We start from the raw sequence: 20364 nt of genomic DNA, 5'->3' as shown, positions 1-20364 counted from the left end.
CTAAGCGCGCCACCTTCAACCCCGCATGGGAAGCAACATAACCCGGTGCTGCGGGCCTTTCGGCTCACGGTCACTCGCTTCCCAGAGGCTCAACCGGAAGGATCTATCCCTATGGCGGCACCTGTCGTCTCCATGCAGCAGTTGCTCGAATCGGGCGCACACTTCGGTCACCAGACCCATCGCTGGAACCCGAAGATGAAGCCGTACATCTTCGGCGACCGCAACGGCGTTCACATCATCGACCTGTCGCAGACCGTGCCGCTGTTCGCGCGCGCGCTGGACTTCATCAGCTCGACCGTCGCCGGCGGTGGCAAGGTGCTGTTCGTCGGCACCAAGCGCCAGGCGCAGGAAGCGATTGCCGAGGCAGCGCGCAAGTCGAACCAGCATTTCGTCAACCATCGCTGGCTGGGCGGCATGCTCACCAACTGGAAGACCATCAGCAACTCGATCAAGCGCCTCAAGACGCTGGAAGAGCAGCTGTCGGGCGACACGCACGGCCTGACCAAGAAGGAAGTGCTGAACCTGACCCGCGAGAAGGACAAGCTCGAGCTGTCGCTCGGCGGCATCCGCGACATGGGCGGCGTTCCCGATATCATGTTCGTGATCGACGCGAACAAGGAAGAGCTGGCGATCAAGGAGGCCAACACGCTGGGCATCCCCGTCGTCGCGATCCTCGATTCGAACGTCTCGCCCGACGGCATCGCATTCCCGGTTCCGGCGAATGACGACGCCAGCCGCGCGATCCGCCTGTACTGCGAAGCCGTCGCGATCGCGGCAACCCGCGGCAACAACCAGGCGCAGATGAGCAGCGGCGATTTCGGTGCAGCCGAAGTGCCGCCGGTCGAAGCCGCGCTGGCCGAGCCGGCTCCGGCCGTCGAAGCCGAGCCGGAAGCGCCGGCCGCAGCGACCGACCCGGAAACCGCAGCCGAGGGCGAGCGCCAGATCGACGCGTAAGCGCTCTGGTCATCGAACCGTAATGGGGGCGGGGCAGGGCGTTTGAGCTTTGTCCCGCCCGCACCATATTTGAAGCTAACCGCTTAAACTGAGGAACAAGAACATGGCCGAGATCACTGCAGCAGCCATCAAGGAACTGCGCGAGAAGAGCGGCGCCGGCATGATGGACTGCAAGAAGGCGCTGACCGAGACCAATGGTGACATCGAAGCGGCCAGCGACTGGCTGCGTTCGAAGGGCCTGGCCGCGGCCGCCAAGAAGTCCAGCCGCACCGCTGCTGAAGGCCTGGTCGGCGTTGCCGTCGCGGGCACCAAGGGCGTGGCCGTCGAGGTCAACTCGCAGACCGACTTCGTCGCGAAGAACGAGATTTTCCAGGGCTTCGTTCGCGAAGTGACCGGTGTGGCGCTCGACAAGGGCATCGATGACGTCGAGGCGCTGAAGGCGCAGGCGATCGCCGGTGGCACCATCGACGAGGTGCTGGTGGCCAACATCGCCACGATCGGCGAGAATCAGGTGCTGCGTCGCGCGAAGAAGGTCGAAGTGACCAACGGCGCGGTGATCCCGTACGTCCACAACGCTGCGGCCCCGGGCCTGGGCAAGATCGGCGTGCTGGTCGCGCTCGAATCGGACGCGGGCGTCGACGTGCTCGAGCCGCTGGGCAAGCAGATCGCGATGCACATCGCCGCTGCCTTCCCGCTGGCGCTGTCGATCGAAGACCTCGACCCCGAGGTCGTCGAGCGTGAAGCCGCGATCCTGCGCGAAAAGAACGCCGACAAGATCGTCGGCAAGTCGGAAGAGGTCGCAGCCAAGATCCTCAACGGCCCGGTCGAGAAGTTCAAGAAGGAGAACGCGCTGCTCACCCAGGCGTTCGTCATGGACGGCAAGACCCCGGTCGGCGACGTGATCGCACAGGCGGGCAAGGACGCCGGCGCGTCGATCAAGCTGGTCGACTATGTCCGCTTCCAGCTCGGCGAGGGTATCGAGAAGGAAGAGAGCGACTTCGCAGCGGAAGTGGCGGCGACGGCAGCTGCGGCCGGCTGATCGTTCGATCCTTACGGAACAAGGAGGGCGCGGGCAGCGATGGCCGCGCCCTTTTTTGCTGGTCAGTCGTGGCGTTGGCGGCCGTGCTTGATGTCGTTGATAAAGACGCGCTGCCCCTTCACCAGATAGCGAATGACGTAAGGTGGAACGGTCGCCAGCTCGCGCCGTCCTCGCTCGGCAGGCCGTCCGCGATGTGGAAAATCGCGGAGACTGTTCGCGGCGTCCACTAGTCGGCTGGCCAATAGCTCTGCGGCTGTGGGATCAAACTGCTCTACATAGACCGGATCAAGCGCAGGCGAACAAGCGCGCGCTGTGTCCAGACTATTTGAACCATTCTTCCGGCGCTGGCTTCTCATCGGGTTTTCCCCACGTCGCCAGCCACGCGGCCACTTCCTCATGATCCACGACGCGCCCTGCCGCGATATCCGCGTCAGCTTCTGCGTCGGAAAGCCTATCGGCTTCCGCCTCATCGGGGCGTTCGAAGATTTCGCGTTCGGCGTTCATGCGCGCCATATACCATCTCATCGAAGGCGACGCGAGGGGCCGGAATGAGAGACGCGATATCCACCTTGATCGACTTCAACGAGCGGATTCGCGGTGGAACGATATTCTGGAATCATCCGGGCAAAAACGATTCGAAGTATCTCTTTAAAAATGTGGAGCATTTTGGATTTGATCGTGGCGACGTGATGTTCGTCGATGTCACTCCAGACGGTGACGATACGGTCACAGGCACGTTCGTCACAAGAGACGGTTTATGCTACACGTTCGATTTTGATTTCGATGATCTAACTTACTCCAGAATTATCGGGCCTTCGCCTGACCATGGCTCAAGGCAAGCTATTCCAGAAGATGTTAAGAAGGCGGCTTCACATTGGTTCGGCGCCACATAGAGCGGCTCGGTTAGTCTTAAGACTGCAGACATTGCGTGATCCTTGAATGGGGCCGCTACCTTGCGAGGTACGCCTACCCGGCCAAGTCGCGCATCCCCGGTTTCCCCGCTTGGCTTCGCACGCGCCCGCGCCTAAGGTCCGCGCCGCTCCCAACCCCCGACACACAATAGGGCCAGATGACCGCGCCACGCTTCAAACGCATCCTCCTCAAACTCTCCGGCGAAGTGCTGATGGGGCAGGGGCAGTTCGGCATCGATCCCGCCACCTGTGAGCGCGTCGCGCGCGAGGTGAAGGCGGCGACCGAGGCGGGGTATGAGATCTGCATGGTCGTGGGGGGCGGGAATATCTTCCGCGGGCTTGCGGGTGCCGCGCAGGGGTTCGAGCGGGCGAGCGCCGATTATATGGGCATGCTCGCTACGGTCATGAACGCGCTGGCGATGCAGAATACGCTCGAGCGGCTGGGCGTCGATACCCGCGTGCAGTCGGCGATCCCGATGGCGTCGGTCAGCGAACCCTATATCCGGCGCAAGGCGATGCGGCATATGGAGAAGGGCCGTGTGGTGATCTTTGCCGCGGGCACGGGTCTGCCGTTCTTCACCACGGACACCACCGCCGCTCTGCGCGCCGCCGAGATGAATTGCGATGCGCTGTTCAAGGGCACCAGCGTCGATGGCGTGTATAATGCCGACCCGAAAAAGGTCGCCGACGCGACCCGCTATGAGGAACTGACCTTCGACCGCGTGCTGGTCGACAACCTCAAGGTGATGGACGCGACTGCGGTGGCATTGTGCCGCGACAACGACATTCCGATCGTGGTGTTCAACATCCGCGACGAGGGCACTTTGGAAGCGGTCTTGCGCGGCGAAGGTACGTCGACCATCGTCCGCAACCCGCCCGTATCCGCTTAAGTTAAGACAGAATAAGAGGAACCTGAGCTATGGCCGCATATGACAAGGCCGATCTGGAGCGCCGGATGCACGGCGCGGTCGAATCGCTGAAGCATGACCTGGGCGGGCTGCGCACCGGGCGTGCCAGCACCACCTTGCTCGAGCCGGTGACGGTCGAGGTTTACGGGTCGCACATGCCGCTCAATCAGGTTGCGACGGTGTCGGCGCCCGAACCGCGCATGCTGAGCGTGCAGGTGTGGGACAAGTCGAATGTCGGCCCGGTCGACAAGGCGATCCGCTCAGCCGGCCTGGGCCTAAACCCGATCGTCGACGGGCAGAATCTGCGCCTGCCGATCCCCGATTTGACCGAAGAGCGCCGCAAGGAGCTGGCCAAGCTTGCCAGCAAATATGCCGAAGCCGCGCGCGTCGCGGTGCGCAATGTCCGCCGCGACGGGATGGACAGCCTGAAGACCGACGAGAAGAAGGGCGAGTTTGGCGAGGACGATCGCAAGCGGCATGAGGCCGACGTCCAGAAGCTGACCGACGCGACGATCGCGGAGATCGACGCGGCGGCGAGTGCCAAGGAAAAGGAAATTCTCGGCAAGTGACCGCGGCCTCCGCGCCTCTTCCGGCTGGACCGGAAGGCGGGGCCGTCCCCCGCCACGTCGCCATCATCATGGACGGCAATGGTCGCTGGGCGAAGTCCCGGCGGCTGCCGCGCATCGCCGGGCACAAGCAGGGCGTGGAGGCGGTGCGTCGCGTGTCGAAGGCGGCGCGCGAGCAGGGCGTCGAGGTGCTGACCCTCTACGCCTTTTCGTCCGAAAATTGGCGGCGTCCCGAGGAGGAAGTACGCGACCTGATGGGGTTGCTGCGCCATTTCCTGAAGAATGAACTGAAGGATCTGGTGGCCGAGAATGTGCGGTTGCGCGTGATTGGCGACTATCACGCGCTGTCGGGCGATCTGGTGGCGATGATCGACGAGGCGATTGCGCGGACCTCGGTCAACACCGGGGCGACGCTGGTGATCGCGCTGAATTACGGCGCGCAGGCCGAGATTGTTGCGGCGGCGCGGCGGCTGGCCAGCGCGGCCAAGGCCGGCGAGGTCGCTCCCGAGGCGATCGACGAGGCGATGTTCAGCGACGCGCTGGCCACGCATGACCTGCCCCCGCTCGACCTGTTGATCCGCACATCGGGCGAGCAACGGCTGTCCAACTTCCTGCTGTGGCAGGCGGCCTATGCCGAGCTGCTGTTCGTCGAAACCTTGTGGCCGGATTTCGATGGCGCTGCGCTGGCCGATGCGATTGCGCAGTTCGGGCGGCGGCAGCGCCGGTTCGGGGGGCTGTGACGCCGGTTCCGCCCCGCAAGAACGCCGACCTGGGCACGCGTGCCGTGGTCGGGGTCGCGCTGATCGCGGTGGCGGCGGCGGCCTTGTGGTTCGGCGACTTTGCATTCTGGCTGCTGGTGACGCTGGGCGCGCTGGCAATGATCCATGAATGGGGCGGGCTGCACGGCGCGGATGCCGGGCAGCGCAAGCTGGCGCAATATGCGCTGATGGTGCCGCTGGCGATCATGTCGCCCTGGGCGGCGGGACCGAGCTTTCTGGCGTTGGGGCTGATCTTTGCCGCGTTCTTCTTCCTCGCGATCGTGACGCGCAGCGGGCCGCTGGGAGCCGGGGCGATTTATGTCGGGCTGCCGGTTCTCGCCTTGCTCTATCTGCGCGGGCATGACGGCGGGCTGTTGCTGGCGTTCTGGGCCATGGCCCTGGTGTGGGCGTGCGATATCGGGGCCTATTTCGCCGGGCGCGCGATCGGCGGACCGAAGCTGATGCCCACAGTGAGCCCGAACAAGACCTGGGCCGGGTTGGTCGGCGGGGTGATCGCGGCGACGGGCTTTGCGCTGCTGCTGACGCTATGGGGCCTGCCGCTGACGCTCGTGCTGGCGACGCCGGTGCTGGCGGTGCTGGCACAGGCGGGGGATTTGTACGAAAGTCACCTCAAGCGGCGCGCGGGGGTGAAGGATTCGGGGACCGTCTTGCCCGGGCATGGCGGTGTGCTCGACCGGCTCGACGGGCTGGTGCCGGTCGCTCCGATCGCCGCGCTGCTGGTCGTGATTCAGGGATATTGATGAAACGCGTAACGATATTGGGTGCGACCGGATCGGTGGGCACGTCGACGCTCGACCTGATCGAGCGCGATCCCGCCGCGTTCGAGGTCGTCGCGCTGACCGCCAATTGCGACGTCGCCAAGCTGGCGGGGGTGGCGAAACGCGTGTCGGCGAAGCTGGCCGTCGTCGCCGATCCGACCTGTCACCAGGCGCTGGCCGAGGCGCTGGCGGGAACGGGGATCGCGGTCGCCTCCGGTCCCGATGCGGTGTGCGATGCGGCGCGGATGGGTGCGGACTGGACGATGGCGGCGATCGTCGGGACGGCCGGGCTGAAACCGGTGCTGGCGGCGCTGGAAGGCGGGCAAGCGGTGGCGCTGGCGAACAAGGAGTCGCTGGTGTCGGCGGGCGACGTGATGATGCAGGCGGCCGCCGCGACCGGCGCGACGCTGCTGCCGGTCGATTCCGAACATAATGCGGTGTTTCAGTGTCTTGAGACGCAGAATGCCGATCGCATCGCACGCATCATCCTGACCGCGAGTGGCGGGCCGTTCCGCGAGCGCACGCTGGACGAAATGCGTGCGATCACGCCTGAACAGGCCGTCGCGCACCCCAATTGGTCGATGGGTGCTAAGATCAGCGTCGATTCGGCGACGATGATGAACAAGGGGCTGGAACTGATCGAAGCGTTCCACCTGTTCCCGGTGACGCCCGACCAGCTCGACGTGATCGTCCATCGCCAGTCGGTGATCCATTCGATGGTCGAATATGTCGACGGGTCGGTGCTGGCGCAACTCGGCTCGCCCGACATGCGGGTGCCGATCGCGCATGCGCTGGCATGGCCGCGGCGGATGGAGACTCCGTGCCAGCGCCTTGATCTTGCCACCATCGGGCGGCTGGATTTCGAGGCGCCGGATTATGAGCGTTTCCCGTGCCTGAAGCTGGCGCGGGAGGCGCTGGCGGCGGGCGGGGCGCGCCCGGCGATCCTGAACGCGGCGAACGAGGTAGCGGTCGCGGCTTTCCTCGCGCGGCGGATCGGCTTTCTTGAAATTGCCGCAATCGTCTCGGATACCCTCGATCGCTACGACCCGGCCGCGCCGGACACGCTCGATCAGGTATTGGCGATCGACGCGGAGGCGCGGACACTGGCGGGTGAGCGTGTGAAGGACTGCGTCGCTTGACCGAAAATCCCGGTTTCTTCCTCTACCTGATCGCCTTCATCCTGATCATCGGGCCGCTCGTGTTCGTGCACGAGCTAGGTCATTACGCTGCCGGTCGCTATTTCGGGATCAAGGCCGAGGCATTCTCGATCGGGTTCGGACGCGAGGTCGCGGGCTTTGCCGACAAGCGCGGGACACGGTGGAAGTTCGGGTGGCTGCCACTGGGTGGCTATGTCAAGTTCGCCGGCGACATGAACCCGGCGGGGCAGCCCAGCCCCGAATGGCTGGCGTTGCCGGCGGCGGAGCGGGCGCAGACCTTTCAGGCCAAGCCGCTGTGGCAGCGCGCGATTGTCGTCGCGGCAGGGCCGATCACGAATTTCATCGTGGCGATTGCGATTCTTGGCGCGTTTGCCTTTGCCTATGGCGAGGCGAAGATGCCGGCGGTGGCCGGGCCGATCCAGCCCGGCACCCCCGCGGCGGCAGCTGGCCTGAAGCCCGGCGATCGGTTCGTCGCAATTGGCGGGCGTGAGGTCGAAACCTTTGAGGACATGATGCGCTTCACCTCGCTGCGTGCGGGGATGAAGGTCCAGATCGACTATGTGCGCGACGGACAGCCGGCGAGCACCGAGGCGGTGATCGGTCGGCGGGTCGAAAAGGACCGCTTCGGCAACGAAACGAGCCGCGGCGTTCTGGGCATCGCGCCGAGCGACGAGATCGTGCGCACGCCGGTTTCGCTGTGGCAGGCACCGATCGTCGGGTTCAACCGAACCGTGTCTCTCGTCGGGACGATGATCGATGGCCTGGGTCAGTTGATCATGGGCCGGGTGCCGGTCAGCGAACTGGGCGGGCCGCTGCGAATCGCCAAGGTTTCCGGGGAGATGCTCTCGCTCGGCTTCGAGCAGTTCATCATCATGGCCGCGCTCATCTCGATTAATCTCGGATTCATCAACCTGTTGCCAGTCCCGGTGCTGGATGGCGGCCATCTTCTGTTCTATGCCGTCGAAGCGGTGCGCCGGAAGCCCGTCGAGCCTGAGGTGATGGAATGGGCGTTTCGCGGCGGGATGATGGCGATACTGGCATTGATGCTGCTGGTGACATTCAACGATCTGGGCGCATTTGGCGTGTGGAAAAGCCTGGCCGGGTTGATCGGCTGAACCGGTTGGGGCAGGGCGTGCAAATGGACGCAGGCTTCCGACCAATATTTCTTGGATCCGACTGGGGTGGGATGGTGACGGCACTCAAGGTTACGAAATTCGGCGTGCGCGCCTCCGCGGTCCTGCTGACTGGCACGACCTGGTTCGCGCTCGCCACCGCCGCTCAGGCCCAGCAGGCTCCGGCCCCGGCGCCCGCACCTGCAGCGCAGCAGCCCGCTCCGGCGGTTGCGGCGGAGACGCGCACCATCCGCACGCTGCGGGTGGAGGGCACGCAGCGGCTCGAGCCGGAGACGGTGCTGTCCTACACCCGCCTGCGGGTCGGGCAGACCTACACGACCGAGAGCCTCGATCAGGCGATCCGCGACGTGCTGGCGAGCGAGCTGCTCGCCGACGTCACGATCGAGGGCGTCGAGAGCGGCGACATCGTGCTGCGCGTGCGTGAAAATCCGGTGATCAACCGCGTCATCCTGGAGGGCAACAAGCGCCTGAAGGACGACAAGATCGTCAAGGAAATCAAGCTCGCCCCGCGCCAGATGTTCACCCGCACGGCGGTGCGCGCCGACGTCGCCCGGATCGTCGAGCTGTATCGCCGTCAGGGCCGCTTTGCCGCGACGGTCGAGCCGAAGATGGTCAGCCTCGACCAGAATCGCGTCGATATCGTGTTCGAGGTGCGCGAAGGGCCGAAATCGAAGGTCCGCCAGATCAACATCATCGGCAACGAGCAGTTCAGCGACGGCAAGCTGCGCGGCGAGATGGCGACCAAGCAGGCGCGCCTGACCACGATCATGAGCTCGAACACGAGCTATGATCAGGACCGTCTGGCCTATGACCAGCAGAAGCTGCGCCAATTCTATCTGACCGAAGGCTATGCCGATTTCCGCGTCGTTTCGGCAGTGGCGGAACTGACCCCGGACAAGCGCGATTTCATCATCACCTATGTGGTCGAGGAAGGCCCGCGCTACAAATTCGGCAAGGTTTCGGTCGACAGCAACATCCGTGACTTCGACGACGAGGCGCTCGCCAAGGGCCTCGCGATGAAGGAAGGCGACTGGTACAACGCCAAGCTGGTCGAGGATACGATCGACCAGCTGTCGGAAACGGCCGGCGCATTCGGTTACGCCTTTGCCAATGTCAGCCCCGACTTCCAGCGTGATCGCGAGAAGTTGACGATGTCGATCAACTTCAACATCGCCGAAGCGCGCCGCACCTATGTCGAGCGGATCGACATCACCGGCAACACCCAGACGCAGGACAAGGTGATCCGTCGCGAAATGCGTCTGGCCGAGGGCGACGCGTTCAACACCTTCCTCGTCAAGCGGTCGCAGGACCGCATCAACTCGCTCGGCTATTTCAACGAGAAGTTCGAGATCGAGCAGAAGGAAGGATCGGCACCCGACCGCGTCATCCTGACCGCCAATGTCGAGGAAAAATCGACCGGCGAACTGACGCTGTCGGCGGGCTTTTCGAGCCTTGAGCGGTTCATCTTCCAGGGCTCGATCCGCCAGCGCAACTTCCGCGGCAAGGGCCAGGATCTGCGCCTGTCGGCCGATTATTCGAGCTATTCGAAGTCGGTCGAGCTGGGCTTCACCGAGCCCTATCTGTTCGATCAGAACGTTGCGCTGGGCGGTACGATCTTCCGCCGCGACTATAACTCGTTCAACTATCTCGGCACCGACCGCCGCACCACCTATCAGCAGGTGTCAACCGGCGGTCAGGTCGTGCTGGGCGTGCCGTTGACCGAATATTGGACCTTGTCGGGCCGTTATTCGCTGACGCATGATTCGGTGACGCTGGACGAGAGCACGTTCTTCACCAACGGTGCGTGCGATCCGCTCAAGGCCGGTCGCTATCTGTGCGAGGCGCTGGGTAAGCGCTGGACTTCGAGCGTCGGCCTGTCGCTGATCTATGACAGCCTGAACAGCCGTCTGCGCCCGACGCGCGGCCAGCGGCTGGTGCTGGGCACCGATTTTGCGGGTCTTGGTGGTGACGTAAAGTATCTGCGCGGTCGTTTCGACGCCGACAAATATTGGAACATCGGCAGCGGGTTCATCTTCTCCGCCGGGCTTGAGGGTGGCTATATCCACAGCCTTGAAGACGCCGCTCCGGGCGTCGATCCGGTCCGCATCACCGATCGCTTCTTCCTTGGCGAGCCGCAGTTCCGTGGGTTCGACATCCGCGGCGTCGGCCCGCGCATCCAGCGCGTCAGCTATACCGGCAGCGTCGCAGGGGGGAACCAGGCGCTGATCACCAACGAAGAACAGATCTTCGACGACGCGATCGGCGGTCGGGCCTATTATCTCGGCAAGCTGGAGCTCGAGATCCCGCTGGGCGCGGGCGCGCGTGAAATGGGCATTCGCCCGTCGATCTTCTTCATGGCCGGCGCCAATTGGGGCGTGCGCGAGCCGAACAAGACCGCGAACTTTACCCAGGCGACCGATGGGTCCGGCAATCTGCTGTTCAACGCGGACGGTTCGCCATCGCTGCTGCCGATCCAGACGCCGCAGTTCGATTCGGAAGGGCGCGCCCTGTTTGCGGTGCCGCTGACCGATTCGGTGGCGCCGGGGCAGCTCACGACCTGTTCGATCGGCTATTCGGCCACTCTTGGCGGGGCGTGCTCGGGCACGTCGGTGAACTCGGTCTACAACATCACGACCGATCCGTTCATCGAGAACTTCCTGGGCAATTCGCCCAAGCCGCGTTTGTCGGTCGGCATCGGCGTCAACTGGAACTCGCCGTTCGGGCCGCTGCGGCTCGACCTTGCCCATGCTTTCCTCACCCAGAAGGGTGACGACACCAAGCTCTTCACATTCAACGTAGGGACTTCCTTCTGATGCGTAACACCAAAACCATTCTCGCCGCGGTTGCGGTCGCGGGCGTCACGCTTGGCGCCGGTGCGGCGGCAGCGCAGGCGCTGGTCGACACCAAGATCGCGATCGTCGATACCGACCGTGTGATGAGCAGCTGCACCGCCTGCACCGCCGCGGCGCAGCAGCTGCAGGCACAGCGCACGCAGCTGCAGCAGTTCGCACAGCAGCAGGCGACCCCGCTGCAGACCGAAGAAACCGCGCTTCAGGCGGCGCTCAAGGCAGCCAATGGCAAGCCCGATGCCGCACTTACCGCGCGCATTCAGGCGTTCCAGCAGCGCCAGCAAACCGCGCAGCAGCAGTTCGCCGAGCGCCAGCAGACCTTCCAGCGCAACGTGCAGTATGTGAACCAGCAGGTTGCGCAGCGCATGATGCCGGTCATCGAGCAGATTTCGCAGCAGCGCGGCGCGCATATCGCGCTGGCCAAGGATGCGACCCTCTACTCGGCGACCAACATCGACATTACCGATGCGGTGCTGGCGGCGCTCAACCAGCAGCTGCCGAGCGTGCAGACCGTTGCGCCCCCGCCGCAGCAGCAGCAGGCTCCCGCAGCGCAGCCGACTCAGCCGGCGCCCACCGGCCGGTGAGCGAAGCCGCCGAAGGAAGGGCCGCTATTGGCCCGCTCGACGTGACGCGGGTGATGGCGGCGCTGCCGCATCGTTATCCGATGCTGCTCGTCGATCGGGTCGAGCAGCTGATCCCTGACGAGCGAATCGTCGCGATCAAGGCGGTGTCGATCAACGAAGAGTTCTTCCAGGGGCATTTCCCGGGAAGGCCGATCATGCCCGGCGTCCTCCAGGTGGAGGCGCTGGCGCAGGCGGCGGGTGTGCTCGCGGTCGAGAGCCTTGGCCTCGCCGGCACTGGCAAGCTGGTCTATTTCATGTCGATCGACGGCGTGAAATTCCGGAAGCCGGTCGAGCCGGGCGTGTTGCTGCGGCTTGAGGTCGCGTTCGTGCAGAAGCGTGCGCGAATCTGCAAGTTCGCGGGTAAGGCATATCTCGGCGACGATCTGGCGACCGAGTGCGAGTTCACAGCGATGATCGCGGACCCGCCCAGCGCTTGATTCTGGTTGGCGGCAGCGCCACGCCCCTGAACTCCATTGCATGAAGCGCGCGGCTCTGTTAGGGGCCGCGCCTTCTTATTGCCGGTCGGAAACCGGCGCTCAATTCAAGGAATAGACACGTGAAGCCCGATACGCACCCCGATTATCACATGATCAAGGTCCAGATGACCGACGGTACCGTCTATGAGACGCGTTCGACCTGGGGCAAGGAAGGCGATCTGATGCAGCTGGAAATCGATCCGCTCGCGCACCCGGCATGGACCGGCGGTCGCGGCCAGATGCTCGACAGCGGCGGCCAGGTTGCACGCTTCAACAAGCGTTTTGGTGGTCTCTCGCTCTCCAAGAAGTGAGCGGCGCGGGCGTGATGCCCGGCTGAACCCGATACACGGCCCGTCCCGGACGCCCGGGGCGGGCCGTTTGCATTGTGGCAAGCCGTTAACGCGGCTTTAGCCATCGTGACCTAGGCTCTGCGCATGGTTTTCACCGGCAAGCGCAGTTTCACCGCAGAATTCGAACCGGCCGTGCTGGGCCGCCGCCGCGCGCCGCGTGCGCCGGTGTCGCTCGATGTCAAGGTCGGTCGCGGCGGGCTAGACCGCGCGCTGTGCAAGGTGGTCGATCTGTCGACCCATGGTGCGAAGATCGAGACCTACTCCGAAGTCCGCCGCGATTCGGTCATCTGGCTGACCCTGCCGCATGTCGGCCACTGGGCCGCCCGTGTGGTCTGGTCGAACGACTTCGAAGCCGGCCTGGAGTTCCAGATCCCGCTGAGCGAGGACGAGTTCGAGGCGCTGATCGCCTGATCGCGCGGGTCATCCCGCACATCGCATTTGGACTTGCCGGCGAATCCGCCTAAGAGCGGCCAAACGCCGTGATCCACGCACTCGCCAACCCCACGCGCTTCCTCAAGATCGCGCGCCCGCTGACGCCCATCCTGTTCTGGAGCGGGCTGCTGATGACGCTTGTCGGCGCCTGGGGTGGCCTGACGCAAACGCCGCCCGACTATCTGCAAAAGGAAAGCGTCCGCATCCTGTACATCCATGTGCCGAGCGCATGGCTGGGCATGGGTGGGTGGAGCGCACTGGCGATCGCGTGTTTTGCCTATCTGGTGTGGCGGCATCCGCTGGCGGCGCTGGCCGCGCGGGCGACTGCGCCAGTGGGCGCGGTGTTCGCCGCTTTGTGCCTGATCACCGGATCGATCTGGGGCCGTCCGACCTGGGGCACCTGGTGGGAGTGGGACGGGCGGCTGACATCGATGCTGCTGCTGTTCTTCATCTATATCGCCTGGATCGCGCTGGAACGCGCCGATCGCGAGCGGGGCGGGGACGGGCGGATTCCGGCGCTGTTCGGGATCGCGGGTACCGTGTTGCTGCCGGTCATCCGCTATTCGGTGGTGTGGTGGAACACGCTGCATCAGGGACAGAGCCTGACGCTGACCAAATCGACCATCGACGATTCGATGCTGTGGCCGCTGCTGCTGACGCTGCCCGGCTTTTCGCTGCTATTTGGTGGGATCGTGCTGATGCGGATGCGCGCCATGCTGGCGGAGCAGAGGGTCGAGGCGCGGATGCGGAGGCTCGCGGCATGAACCACTGGCCGTTCATCATCGCCGCCTATGTCGTCGTGGTTGCCGGGATCGGCGGCCTGTCGTTGTTCAGCTGGCGCGCGATGCGGCGGGCCGAGGCGGCTGCGGACGCGATGAAGGACCGGCGATGAAGGCGAAGCACCAACGGCTGACGCTCGGCTTGCTTGCGCTTGCCGCAATCGGCGGGGCGAGCGGCCTGGCGTTGTCGGCGCTGCGCGACGAAGCGGCGTTTTTCTACACGCCGAGCGATCTGGCGACCAAGGCGCCCGAGCCCGGCCGCGCGGTGCGGTTGGGCGGCATGGTGCAGGCGGGCAGCATCAAGAAGCTGGCCGATGGCGTCACCATCACCTTCATTGTCGCGGACAATGGCGGGACCGTCCCGGTGCGCTTTACCGGTGTTGCGCCGGACCTGTTCAAGGAACATTCCGGCGTCGTGGCTGAAGGGAAGTTCATGCCCGATGGCAGCTTCACCGCCGACAATCTGCTTGCCAAGCATGACGAGCGCTACATGCCGCCGGAGATCGCCGACAAGATGCCCGCGCCGGAGAACATGACACGATGATTGCCGAGGCCGGACTGGCGGCGCTGTGGTTCGCGGCGGCATTGGCGCTGCTCCAGCTGCTTGCGGCGGGGCTGGGCCTGCGCATGCAGGCCAGCCCGTCGGGCGGCGACCTGATCGCAGCGGTGCGCCCGGTGGCGATCGTGCAGGGGCTGCTTGCGGCCCTCTCGTTCGCGCTGCTGATCACCCTGTTTGTCCAGTCGGACATGTCGGTGCTGCTGGTCGCGCAGAACAGCCATTCGGCCAAGCCGATGCTGTACAAGATCGCGGGCACATGGGGGAACCATGAAGGCTCGATGCTGCTGTGGGTCACTGTGCTCGCGCTGTCGGGTGGCGCGATTGCCTTGCTGGAGCGGCAGCTTGATCGCGCGACGCTGACCGCCACGCTCGCGGCGCAGGCGGCGATTGCGCTGGGTTTCTATGCGTTCCTGCTGATCGCATCGAACCCGTTCGCGCGGCTCGATCCGGCGGCGGTGGATGGGCTGGGGCTCAACCCGTTGCTGCAGGACCCTGGCCTCGCCTTCCACCCCCCCACGCTTTACTTCGGCTATGTCGGGCTGTCGGTTGCGTTCTCGTTCGCGGTCGGTGCGATGGTGACCGGCGTGGTCGGTCCGGCCTTTGCACGCGCGATGCGGCCCTGGGTGCTGGCCGCGTGGGTGTTTTTGACGATCGGGATCACGGCGGGCAGCTATTGGGCCTATTATGAGCTGGGCTGGGGCGGCTGGTGGTTCTGGGACCCGGTCGAAAACGCCTCACTCATGCCGTGGCTCGCCGCGACGGCGCTGCTCCATTCGGTTAACGTGCTGGCGGCGCGGGACGGGCTGCGTGCCTGGACGCTGATGCTGGCGGTCGTCGCATTCTCGATGTCGATGCTGGGCACATTCTTGGTGCGCTCGGGCATTCTGACCAGCGTGCATGCGTTTGCGGTCGATCCGACGCGTGGGTCGTTCATCCTCGTCCTGCTGGCACTCTATATCGGCGGTGCGCTGCTGCTGTTCGCGCTGCGCGCAGGGACGGTGCGGGCCGGGCAGGGCTTCGATCCGCTGAGCCGTGAGGGCGGGCTGGTGCTCAACAATCTGCTGCTCACCGTGATCCTGGGCATCGTGCTGATCGGTACGCTGTATCCGATCGCGGCGCAGGCGATGGGTGAGCAATTGTCGGTTGGGCCGCCCTTCTTCAACAAGACCACGGGGCCGATCGCGCTGATCCTGGTCGCGGCGATGGCGATCGGGCCGCTGCTCAAATGGCGGCGGGACGACGCCAATGCGGTGCTGGGCAAGCTGACGGCCCCGGTCGCGGCGGCCATGCTCGCAATGGCGGCGACGTTCGTTTTCGCGAGCGACACGGGCTGGATGGAACTGGTGGCGCTCGGCCTGGCCGCTGGGCTGGCGGTTGCGAGCTTTGCGCCGCTGTGGAAGCGCAACCTGCTGCGCACGCCGCTCTTCACCTGGGGTATGGTGGTTGCGCATTTCGGTGTTGCCGTAAGCCTGGCCGGTATGGCGGCGGACAGTGCCTTTACCAAGGAACGATTGGTCGCGGCGGTCTATGGTCAGCCTTATCAGGTTGGGCCGTGGCGGGTCGTGCTGGATGGCGTTGGACCTGCGATCGGCGATAACTGGACGGCGGTTGAGGGGCGGCTGACCGCGCGGCGCGATGACAGTTCCACAATCCTGATGCGCCCGCAGCGTCGTTTCTATCCCTCGCCCCCGACCGATACCGCCGAGGCAGCGATCGAGACGCGCTGGAACGGACAGCTCTATGCCGTGCTTGGCGAGCAGGACGCGCAGGGGCGCTGGCAGTTGCGGCTGTGGTGGAAGCCGTTCGTGACGCTGATCTGGTTCGGCGGCGGGCTGATCGCGCTGGGCGGGGCGCTGTCACTGTTCGGACGGCTGTTCCGCGAGCGGCGCAATGCGCGGCGGCGGGAGGAGGCGGAATGAGCCGCTGGAAATTGTGGTTGCCGTTGATCGGCTTTGCCGCGCTGGTGTCGGTCGCGATATATGGACTGCGCGGGAGCGGCGAGGCGGTGGTCAAGTCGGCGCTGGTCGGGAAGCCGCTGCCCGAATTCGCATTGCCTGCAATGGTTCAGGGCAAACAGGGCCTGAGCCGTGCGGACCTAGCCACTGGCAAGCCCCGTCTGCTCAATGTCTTTGCCAGCTGGTGCGTGCCGTGCATCGCCGAAGCGCCGCAGCTGATGCAGCTCAAGGCCGCCGGGGTGCAGATCGACGCGATCGCGATTGCCGATACGCCGGAGGCGGTGGCCGGGTTCCTGGCGCGCTATGGCGACCCCTATGCGCGGATCGGCGACGATCGCCAGCGCGCGGTGCAGATTGGGATCGGGTCGTCGGGCGTGCCTGAGACGTTCGTGATCGACGGACAGGGCCGCATCGCGATGCAGCATATTGGCGATATCCGTGAGGATGACGTGCCCAAGCTGCTCGCCGCGCTGGAGGCGGCGCGATGAGCGTGCTGCTTGCCATTGCGCTGGCTGCGTCGGCGGCGCCTGTCGATCTCGGCTATAACCAGCTGCCCGATGCGCGGCAGGAGGCGGCGGCGACCGAGTTGATGTTCGAGCTGCGTTGTCTGGTCTGTCAGGGCCAGTCGATTGCCGATAGCGATGTGTCGATGGCGGCGGACATGCGCCGCATCGTGCGTCAGAAGATCGCCGCGGGGGAGAAGCCCGAGGCCGTGCGGGCGTGGTTGATCGAACGCTATGGCAGCTATGTGAGCTATGACCCGCCGCTGACGCTGGCCACCGCGCCGCTGTGGCTGGCACCGCTGGCGCTGCTGACGCTGGGGCTGTGGATCGCGCGCGGCAGTTTTCGCAGGAGGCGCGGCTGATGGGATGGGTGATGCTGGCGTTGATCGGCGTGGTGGCGCTGGGCCTGCTCGCGCTGTTCGGGGCGCCGCGGAACTTGTGGAGTTTCGGGGCGGCCGCGTTGATGCTCGGTGCCACTGGCTATGCACTGCAGGCACGGCCTGCGCTTCCCGGGGCGCCTGCCGCAGCGCGCAAGGCCGTGGCGGTGGACGAAGCGGGCGTGGCGCGGATGCGGGAGCTGCGGTCTGCGATGTTCGGACAGTTCACCACGCTCGATTATGCCTTTTATCCCGCAGACGCGCTGATCCGGTCGGGCAAGGCCGATACGGCGGCACAGCTGATGCTGGGGGCGGTGCGTCAGTCGCCGCAATCTCCGGCCCTGTGGACGTGGCTCGGTATGGCATTGGTGGAAGCGGATCAGGGGACGATGTCGCCCGCAGCGGGCCTCGCATTTCGCCGCGGCGTGACCCTTTCACCTGAACATCCTGGGCCAGCCTTTTTCTACGGCATGGCGCTCGCGCGGGCCGGGCAGCCTCAAGCGGCGATCCCGTGGCTCGGGCGCGCGCTGCAACTAACGCCGGAGCGCGCGAGCTATCGCCAGGACATTCGGGGCGCGCTGATCCAGGTGCAGATGATTGCTGCGATGCAGGCGCGGGCGGTGCAGGCACCCGGCGCGCGACAGGATTAGCGCGAAGCCCGCTGCGCAAGCTGCGCGTCAACCAGCTGGATCGCCTTTTGCACCGCTGCTTCGATCGAGAGGAAGCTCGTGTCGAGTACTGCGGCGTCAGGTGCTGCCATCAGCGGGGCTTCGCTGCGTTTGCTGTCCCGCTCGTCGCGCGCGCGGATGTCGGCGAGCACGCGGTCGAGGCTGACCGAGGAGCCGCCTTTACGCAGTTCCGCATGGCGGCGACGGGCGCGGATCATCGGGGTTGCCTTGACGAACAGCTTGGCGTCGGCGTCGGGGGCGATCACCGTGCCGATATCGCGCCCGTCGAGGATCGCGCCAGCGGGTTGGGCGGCAAAGCGCTTCTGTCGCTGCAGCAGCGCCGAACGCACCAGCGGATGCGCCGACACAACCGACGCGGCTTGTCCCACTTCGTCGGTGCGCAGCCATTCGTCAGCGAGCAGCAGGTCGTCGAAGCTGGTCGCGGCGACCGCATCCGCCTCCTGCGCGGGGTCGAGCTCGTCGCGCAACACGGTGGCAGCGACGGCGCGATAGAGCAGCCCGGTGTCGAGATGCGGGAGGGCATAATGGCGGGCAAGCGCGCGGGCGATGGTGCCCTTGCCGGAAGCTGCAGGTCCGTCGACGGCAATGATCATGGCTGGTGGTCGGTCAGTCGGTCGAGAGTGGGGAAGAAACCCGGATAGCTGGTCGCGACCGGGCTGGCATCGTCGATCGACACGGCATTGCGCGCGCCAAGTCCAGCCACGGCCATGCTCATCGCGATACGATGATCGAGTTTCGAGGCGATCTGTGCGCCACCGGGGAGCAGGTCGCCGCCATTGCCGTGGATGGCGAGGCCGTCCTCAAACTCTTCGAGCTGCACGCCGTTGGGAGCGAGCGCCGCGACCATCGCCGCGATTCGGTCCGATTCCTTGACCCGCAGCTCCTCCGCTCCGCGCGCGACGGTGCGCCCGCTGGCGAAGGCGGCGGCGACGAACAGCACGGGGTATTCGTCAATCATGCTGGGGGCGAGATCGGGCGGCACCTCGATCGCGCTCAGCGGGGCATGGCGGACCTGGAGGTCGGCGACGGGCTCGCCGCCAACCTCGCGTGCGTTCAGTTCGGTGATGTCCGCGCCCATCATCCGAAGCGCCGTGATGATCCCGGTGCGCGTCGGGTTGAGGCCGACATTGGCGATGACGATATCGGAGCCCGGCACGATCGAAGCGGCGACCATCCAGAATGCGGCGGATGACGGGTCGCCGGGAACGGTGATCTGCTGTGGCTTGAGCTCGGCCTCACCGCGAATCGCAATCACACGGCCCTCTGGCGCCTCCTCGACCGTCAGATCTGCGCCAAAGCCGCGCAGCATGCGCTCGCTATGGTCGCGGGTCGGGACGGGCTCGATCACCCGGGTAATGCCCGGCGTGTTGAGCCCGGCGAGCAGCACCGCCGACTTGACCTGGGCCGACGCGACCGGGAGCGTATAGTCGATCGGCACGGCGGGGCAGAGGCCGCGCATGGTGAGCGGAAGGCGACCACCGGGGCTGGCGGTGAACTCCGCACCCATCGCCGACAGCGGGTCGATCACGCGGCCCATCGGGCGCTTCGACAGCGATGCGTCGCCGGTAAAGGTCGCCGTAATCGGGTGGCTGGCGACCAGGCCCATCAGCAGACGGGTCGAGGTGCCGGAATTGCCCATCTCCAGCGCCGTCTGCGGCTGGAGCAGTCCGCCCACGCCGACGCCTGCCACGTGCCAGATGCCGTCCATGTCCCGCTCGATCGTCGCCCCCATCGCACGCATCGCCGCGGCGGTGGCGAGCACATCCTCTCCCTCCAACAGCCCTTCGATCCGGCTTTCACCGACCGCGAGTCCGGCAAACATCAGCGAGCGGTGGCTGATCGACTTGTCGCCGGGAACGGTGACGGTGCCGCGCAACGGGCCGCGGGCGGAAATGGCAAGGGGGAGGGGAGAATGTGCGCTCATTGGCCGCGGCTTTGACAGGGGGCTTGCGCTATGGCAAGGCGCGCGCCACTTCAACGGGGACTAGTTTCCCGTCATCCCTGTAAATTCGAACGAAAAGGCATAGAGCGGCACATGGTGAAGCCGGAATGGGGCACGAAGCGGACCTGCCCGAAATGCGCAACGCGCTTTTACGATCTGACCAAGGATGAGCCGGTCACCTGCATCAGCTGCGGCTATGCCTGGGAGCCCGAGCCAATCCTGAAGTCGAAGCAGCCGCTGCCGTTCGAGGCGGTGAAGGCGGACATCGAGAAGGTGAAGAAGGACGACACTGATCTGGGTGACGAGGATCTGGACATCGACGAGGACGCCGAGGGTTCGCCCGACGATGACGTCGATCTGGGCGGCGACGACGATCTGGGCGTCGATACCGGCGACACCGACGAAGAAACCTGAAACCCGGGGAAAAAAGCGGTTGCACACCGCGCGGTGGCTGCTAAAGGCCATCGCCTTCCCGGAACGGATGGGGCCGTAGCTCAGCTGGGAGAGCGCTGCAATGGCATTGCAGAGGTCAGGGGTTCGATCCCCCTCGGCTCCACCATCCCTTTGAAGAAACAGGCCGGAGCGCATCGCGCTACCGGCCTTTTCTTTGGCTCGTACGGAGCCG

26 protein-coding genes and 1 tRNA gene are annotated in these 20364 nt (G+C 65.4%); 23 read left to right on the top strand and 4 right to left on the bottom strand.

Features of this window, described 5'->3' with window-relative positions; translation table 11 throughout:
* Positions 1-111 precede the first annotated feature (111 nt).
* Together rpsB and tsf are read left to right on the top strand one after the other, a co-directional pair.
* Positions 112-954: a 30S ribosomal protein S2 gene (gene rpsB, locus KYX69_RS07405; protein ID WP_300495577.1), complete on the top strand. Its 843-nt coding sequence runs from the start codon at positions 112-114 to the stop codon at positions 952-954.
* A gap of 103 nt (positions 955-1057) precedes the next feature.
* The gene (tsf, locus tag KYX69_RS07400) at positions 1058-1993 is read left to right on the top strand and encodes a translation elongation factor Ts (protein ID WP_300495575.1); all 936 of its coding nucleotides are present in this window, start codon (positions 1058-1060) and stop codon (positions 1991-1993) included.
* Between the two features lie 62 nt (positions 1994-2055).
* Here the strand turns inward: tsf and KYX69_RS23185 are convergent, their stop codons facing one another.
* Positions 2056-2349, bottom strand: coding sequence for a type II toxin-antitoxin system RelE/ParE family toxin (locus KYX69_RS23185; protein WP_367280182.1), 294 nt, complete (start codon positions 2347-2349; stop codon positions 2056-2058).
* The gene (locus KYX69_RS07395) at positions 2315-2497 is read right to left on the bottom strand and encodes an antitoxin (protein WP_300495572.1); all 183 of its coding nucleotides are present in this window, start codon (positions 2495-2497) and stop codon (positions 2315-2317) included. Before KYX69_RS07395 ends, KYX69_RS23185 begins: the two co-directional genes overlap by 35 nt.
* 65 nt (positions 2498-2562) lie before the next feature.
* Between KYX69_RS07395 and KYX69_RS07390 the strand changes: the two genes are divergently transcribed.
* The 19 genes from KYX69_RS07390 (at position 2563) to KYX69_RS07300 (ending at position 17758) form a co-directional block, all read left to right on the top strand.
* Complete coding sequence (locus tag KYX69_RS07390) at positions 2563-2886, top strand: hypothetical protein (protein ID WP_300495569.1); 324 nt, start codon at positions 2563-2565, stop codon at positions 2884-2886.
* A gap of 176 nt (positions 2887-3062) precedes the next feature.
* The gene (gene pyrH, locus KYX69_RS07385; protein WP_300495566.1) at positions 3063-3794 is read left to right on the top strand and encodes a UMP kinase; all 732 of its coding nucleotides are present in this window, start codon (positions 3063-3065) and stop codon (positions 3792-3794) included.
* Positions 3795-3823: 29 nt separating this feature from the next.
* Entirely contained in the window at positions 3824-4381 is a 558-nt protein-coding gene (gene frr, locus KYX69_RS07380; RefSeq protein WP_300495563.1) for a ribosome recycling factor, read from the top strand.
* On the top strand, positions 4378-5118 hold the full coding sequence (locus KYX69_RS07375; RefSeq protein ID WP_300495561.1) for an isoprenyl transferase: 741 nt from the start codon (positions 4378-4380) through the stop codon (positions 5116-5118). Before frr ends, KYX69_RS07375 begins: the two co-directional genes overlap by 4 nt.
* Positions 5115-5897, top strand: a complete 783-nt coding sequence (locus tag KYX69_RS07370) for a phosphatidate cytidylyltransferase (RefSeq protein WP_300495559.1) — start codon at positions 5115-5117, stop codon at positions 5895-5897. Before KYX69_RS07375 ends, KYX69_RS07370 begins: the two co-directional genes overlap by 4 nt.
* Entirely contained in the window at positions 5897-7054 is a 1158-nt protein-coding gene (locus tag KYX69_RS07365) for a 1-deoxy-D-xylulose-5-phosphate reductoisomerase (RefSeq protein WP_300495558.1), read from the top strand. Before KYX69_RS07370 ends, KYX69_RS07365 begins: the two co-directional genes overlap by 1 nt.
* Positions 7051-8187, top strand: coding sequence for an RIP metalloprotease (locus KYX69_RS07360; protein ID WP_300495556.1), 1137 nt, complete (start codon positions 7051-7053; stop codon positions 8185-8187). The genes KYX69_RS07365 and KYX69_RS07360 overlap by 4 nt, the downstream gene beginning before the upstream one ends.
* 71 nt (positions 8188-8258) lie before the next feature.
* Positions 8259-11018, top strand: coding sequence for an outer membrane protein assembly factor BamA (bamA, locus tag KYX69_RS07355; RefSeq protein WP_300495554.1), 2760 nt, complete (start codon positions 8259-8261; stop codon positions 11016-11018).
* Positions 11018-11638: an OmpH family outer membrane protein gene (locus KYX69_RS07350; RefSeq protein ID WP_300495552.1), complete on the top strand. Its 621-nt coding sequence runs from the start codon at positions 11018-11020 to the stop codon at positions 11636-11638. Before bamA ends, KYX69_RS07350 begins: the two co-directional genes overlap by 1 nt.
* The gene (gene fabZ / locus KYX69_RS07345; RefSeq protein WP_300495550.1) at positions 11635-12114 is read left to right on the top strand and encodes a 3-hydroxyacyl-ACP dehydratase FabZ; all 480 of its coding nucleotides are present in this window, start codon (positions 11635-11637) and stop codon (positions 12112-12114) included. Before KYX69_RS07350 ends, fabZ begins: the two co-directional genes overlap by 4 nt.
* Before the next feature lie 119 nt (positions 12115-12233).
* A complete protein-coding gene (gene rpmE / locus KYX69_RS07340) occupies positions 12234-12464 on the top strand; it encodes a 50S ribosomal protein L31 (protein WP_066660932.1) in 231 nt (76 codons plus the stop codon).
* Positions 12465-12587: 123 nt separating this feature from the next.
* Entirely contained in the window at positions 12588-12914 is a 327-nt protein-coding gene (locus KYX69_RS07335; protein WP_300495548.1) for a PilZ domain-containing protein, read from the top strand.
* 68 nt (positions 12915-12982) lie between these two features.
* Positions 12983-13699 (top strand): heme ABC transporter permease CcmC, encoded by a 717-nt coding sequence (gene ccmC / locus KYX69_RS07330; protein WP_300495545.1) that lies wholly within the window; start codon positions 12983-12985, stop codon positions 13697-13699.
* Entirely contained in the window at positions 13696-13827 is a 132-nt protein-coding gene (gene ccmD, locus KYX69_RS07325) for a heme exporter protein CcmD (protein WP_300495543.1), read from the top strand. Before ccmC ends, ccmD begins: the two co-directional genes overlap by 4 nt.
* Positions 13824-14258: a cytochrome c maturation protein CcmE gene (gene ccmE, locus KYX69_RS07320; RefSeq protein ID WP_300495541.1), complete on the top strand. Its 435-nt coding sequence runs from the start codon at positions 13824-13826 to the stop codon at positions 14256-14258. The genes ccmD and ccmE overlap by 4 nt, the downstream gene beginning before the upstream one ends.
* Complete coding sequence (locus tag KYX69_RS07315; RefSeq protein ID WP_300495538.1) at positions 14255-16192, top strand: heme lyase CcmF/NrfE family subunit; 1938 nt, start codon at positions 14255-14257, stop codon at positions 16190-16192. The genes ccmE and KYX69_RS07315 overlap by 4 nt, the downstream gene beginning before the upstream one ends.
* A complete protein-coding gene (locus tag KYX69_RS07310; RefSeq protein WP_300495534.1) occupies positions 16189-16716 on the top strand; it encodes a DsbE family thiol:disulfide interchange protein in 528 nt (175 codons plus the stop codon). Before KYX69_RS07315 ends, KYX69_RS07310 begins: the two co-directional genes overlap by 4 nt.
* Positions 16713-17093, top strand: a complete 381-nt coding sequence (locus KYX69_RS07305; RefSeq protein ID WP_300495531.1) for a cytochrome c-type biogenesis protein — start codon at positions 16713-16715, stop codon at positions 17091-17093. The genes KYX69_RS07310 and KYX69_RS07305 overlap by 4 nt, the downstream gene beginning before the upstream one ends.
* On the top strand, positions 17093-17758 hold the full coding sequence (locus KYX69_RS07300) for a hypothetical protein (protein ID WP_300495528.1): 666 nt from the start codon (positions 17093-17095) through the stop codon (positions 17756-17758). The genes KYX69_RS07305 and KYX69_RS07300 overlap by 1 nt, the downstream gene beginning before the upstream one ends.
* Here KYX69_RS07300 and cmk read toward each other — a convergent pair.
* Positions 17755-18390, bottom strand: a complete 636-nt coding sequence (gene cmk / locus KYX69_RS07295) for a (d)CMP kinase (RefSeq protein ID WP_300495525.1) — start codon at positions 18388-18390, stop codon at positions 17755-17757. The two genes, KYX69_RS07300 and cmk, sit on opposite strands and share 4 nt — an antisense overlap.
* Positions 18387-19721, bottom strand: a complete 1335-nt coding sequence (gene aroA / locus KYX69_RS07290) for a 3-phosphoshikimate 1-carboxyvinyltransferase (RefSeq protein ID WP_300495522.1) — start codon at positions 19719-19721, stop codon at positions 18387-18389. Before aroA ends, cmk begins: the two co-directional genes overlap by 4 nt.
* A 111-nt stretch (positions 19722-19832) precedes the next feature.
* Between aroA and KYX69_RS07285 the strand changes: the two genes are divergently transcribed.
* Positions 19833-20153 carry a TIGR02300 family protein gene (locus KYX69_RS07285; protein ID WP_300495519.1) on the top strand — a complete coding sequence of 107 codons (321 nt, stop codon included), beginning with the start codon at positions 19833-19835 and terminating at the stop codon, positions 20151-20153.
* Positions 20154-20222: 69 nt separating this feature from the next.
* Positions 20223-20298, top strand: a tRNA-Ala gene (locus KYX69_RS07280).
* Positions 20299-20364 lie beyond the last annotated feature (66 nt).

This window comes from Sphingomonas sp. (genome assembly GCF_030145815.1).
In the GTDB taxonomy this organism is placed as follows: domain Bacteria; phylum Pseudomonadota; class Alphaproteobacteria; order Sphingomonadales; family Sphingomonadaceae; genus Sphingomonas.
The sequence above is the reverse complement of the archived record's forward strand: the minus strand, read 5'-3'. Positions and strand labels throughout refer to the sequence as shown.

Coding starts and splice junctions, on each gene's coding strand:
- rpsB (WP_300495577.1), top strand. CDS start 112: ATGGCGGCACCTGTCGTCTCCATGCAGCAGTTGCTCGAATCGGGCGCA.
- tsf (WP_300495575.1), top strand. CDS start 1,058: ATGGCCGAGATCACTGCAGCAGCCATCAAGGAACTGCGCGAGAAGAGC.
- KYX69_RS23185 (WP_367280182.1), bottom strand. CDS start 2,349: ATGAGAAGCCAGCGCCGGAAGAATGGTTCAAATAGTCTGGACACAGCG.
- KYX69_RS07395 (WP_300495572.1), bottom strand. CDS start 2,497: ATGAACGCCGAACGCGAAATCTTCGAACGCCCCGATGAGGCGGAAGCC.
- pyrH (WP_300495566.1), top strand. CDS start 3,063: ATGACCGCGCCACGCTTCAAACGCATCCTCCTCAAACTCTCCGGCGAA.
- frr (WP_300495563.1), top strand. CDS start 3,824: ATGGCCGCATATGACAAGGCCGATCTGGAGCGCCGGATGCACGGCGCG.
- KYX69_RS07365 (WP_300495558.1), top strand. CDS start 5,897: ATGAAACGCGTAACGATATTGGGTGCGACCGGATCGGTGGGCACGTCG.
- bamA (WP_300495554.1), top strand. CDS start 8,259: ATGGTGACGGCACTCAAGGTTACGAAATTCGGCGTGCGCGCCTCCGCG.
- KYX69_RS07350 (WP_300495552.1), top strand. CDS start 11,018: ATGCGTAACACCAAAACCATTCTCGCCGCGGTTGCGGTCGCGGGCGTC.
- KYX69_RS07335 (WP_300495548.1), top strand. CDS start 12,588: ATGGTTTTCACCGGCAAGCGCAGTTTCACCGCAGAATTCGAACCGGCC.
- ccmD (WP_300495543.1), top strand. CDS start 13,696: ATGAACCACTGGCCGTTCATCATCGCCGCCTATGTCGTCGTGGTTGCC.
- ccmE (WP_300495541.1), top strand. CDS start 13,824: ATGAAGGCGAAGCACCAACGGCTGACGCTCGGCTTGCTTGCGCTTGCC.
- KYX69_RS07315 (WP_300495538.1), top strand. CDS start 14,255: ATGATTGCCGAGGCCGGACTGGCGGCGCTGTGGTTCGCGGCGGCATTG.
- KYX69_RS07310 (WP_300495534.1), top strand. CDS start 16,189: ATGAGCCGCTGGAAATTGTGGTTGCCGTTGATCGGCTTTGCCGCGCTG.
- KYX69_RS07305 (WP_300495531.1), top strand. CDS start 16,713: ATGAGCGTGCTGCTTGCCATTGCGCTGGCTGCGTCGGCGGCGCCTGTC.
- KYX69_RS07300 (WP_300495528.1), top strand. CDS start 17,093: ATGGGATGGGTGATGCTGGCGTTGATCGGCGTGGTGGCGCTGGGCCTG.
- cmk (WP_300495525.1), bottom strand. CDS start 18,390: ATGATCATTGCCGTCGACGGACCTGCAGCTTCCGGCAAGGGCACCATC.
- aroA (WP_300495522.1), bottom strand. CDS start 19,721: ATGAGCGCACATTCTCCCCTCCCCCTTGCCATTTCCGCCCGCGGCCCG.
- KYX69_RS07285 (WP_300495519.1), top strand. CDS start 19,833: ATGGTGAAGCCGGAATGGGGCACGAAGCGGACCTGCCCGAAATGCGCA.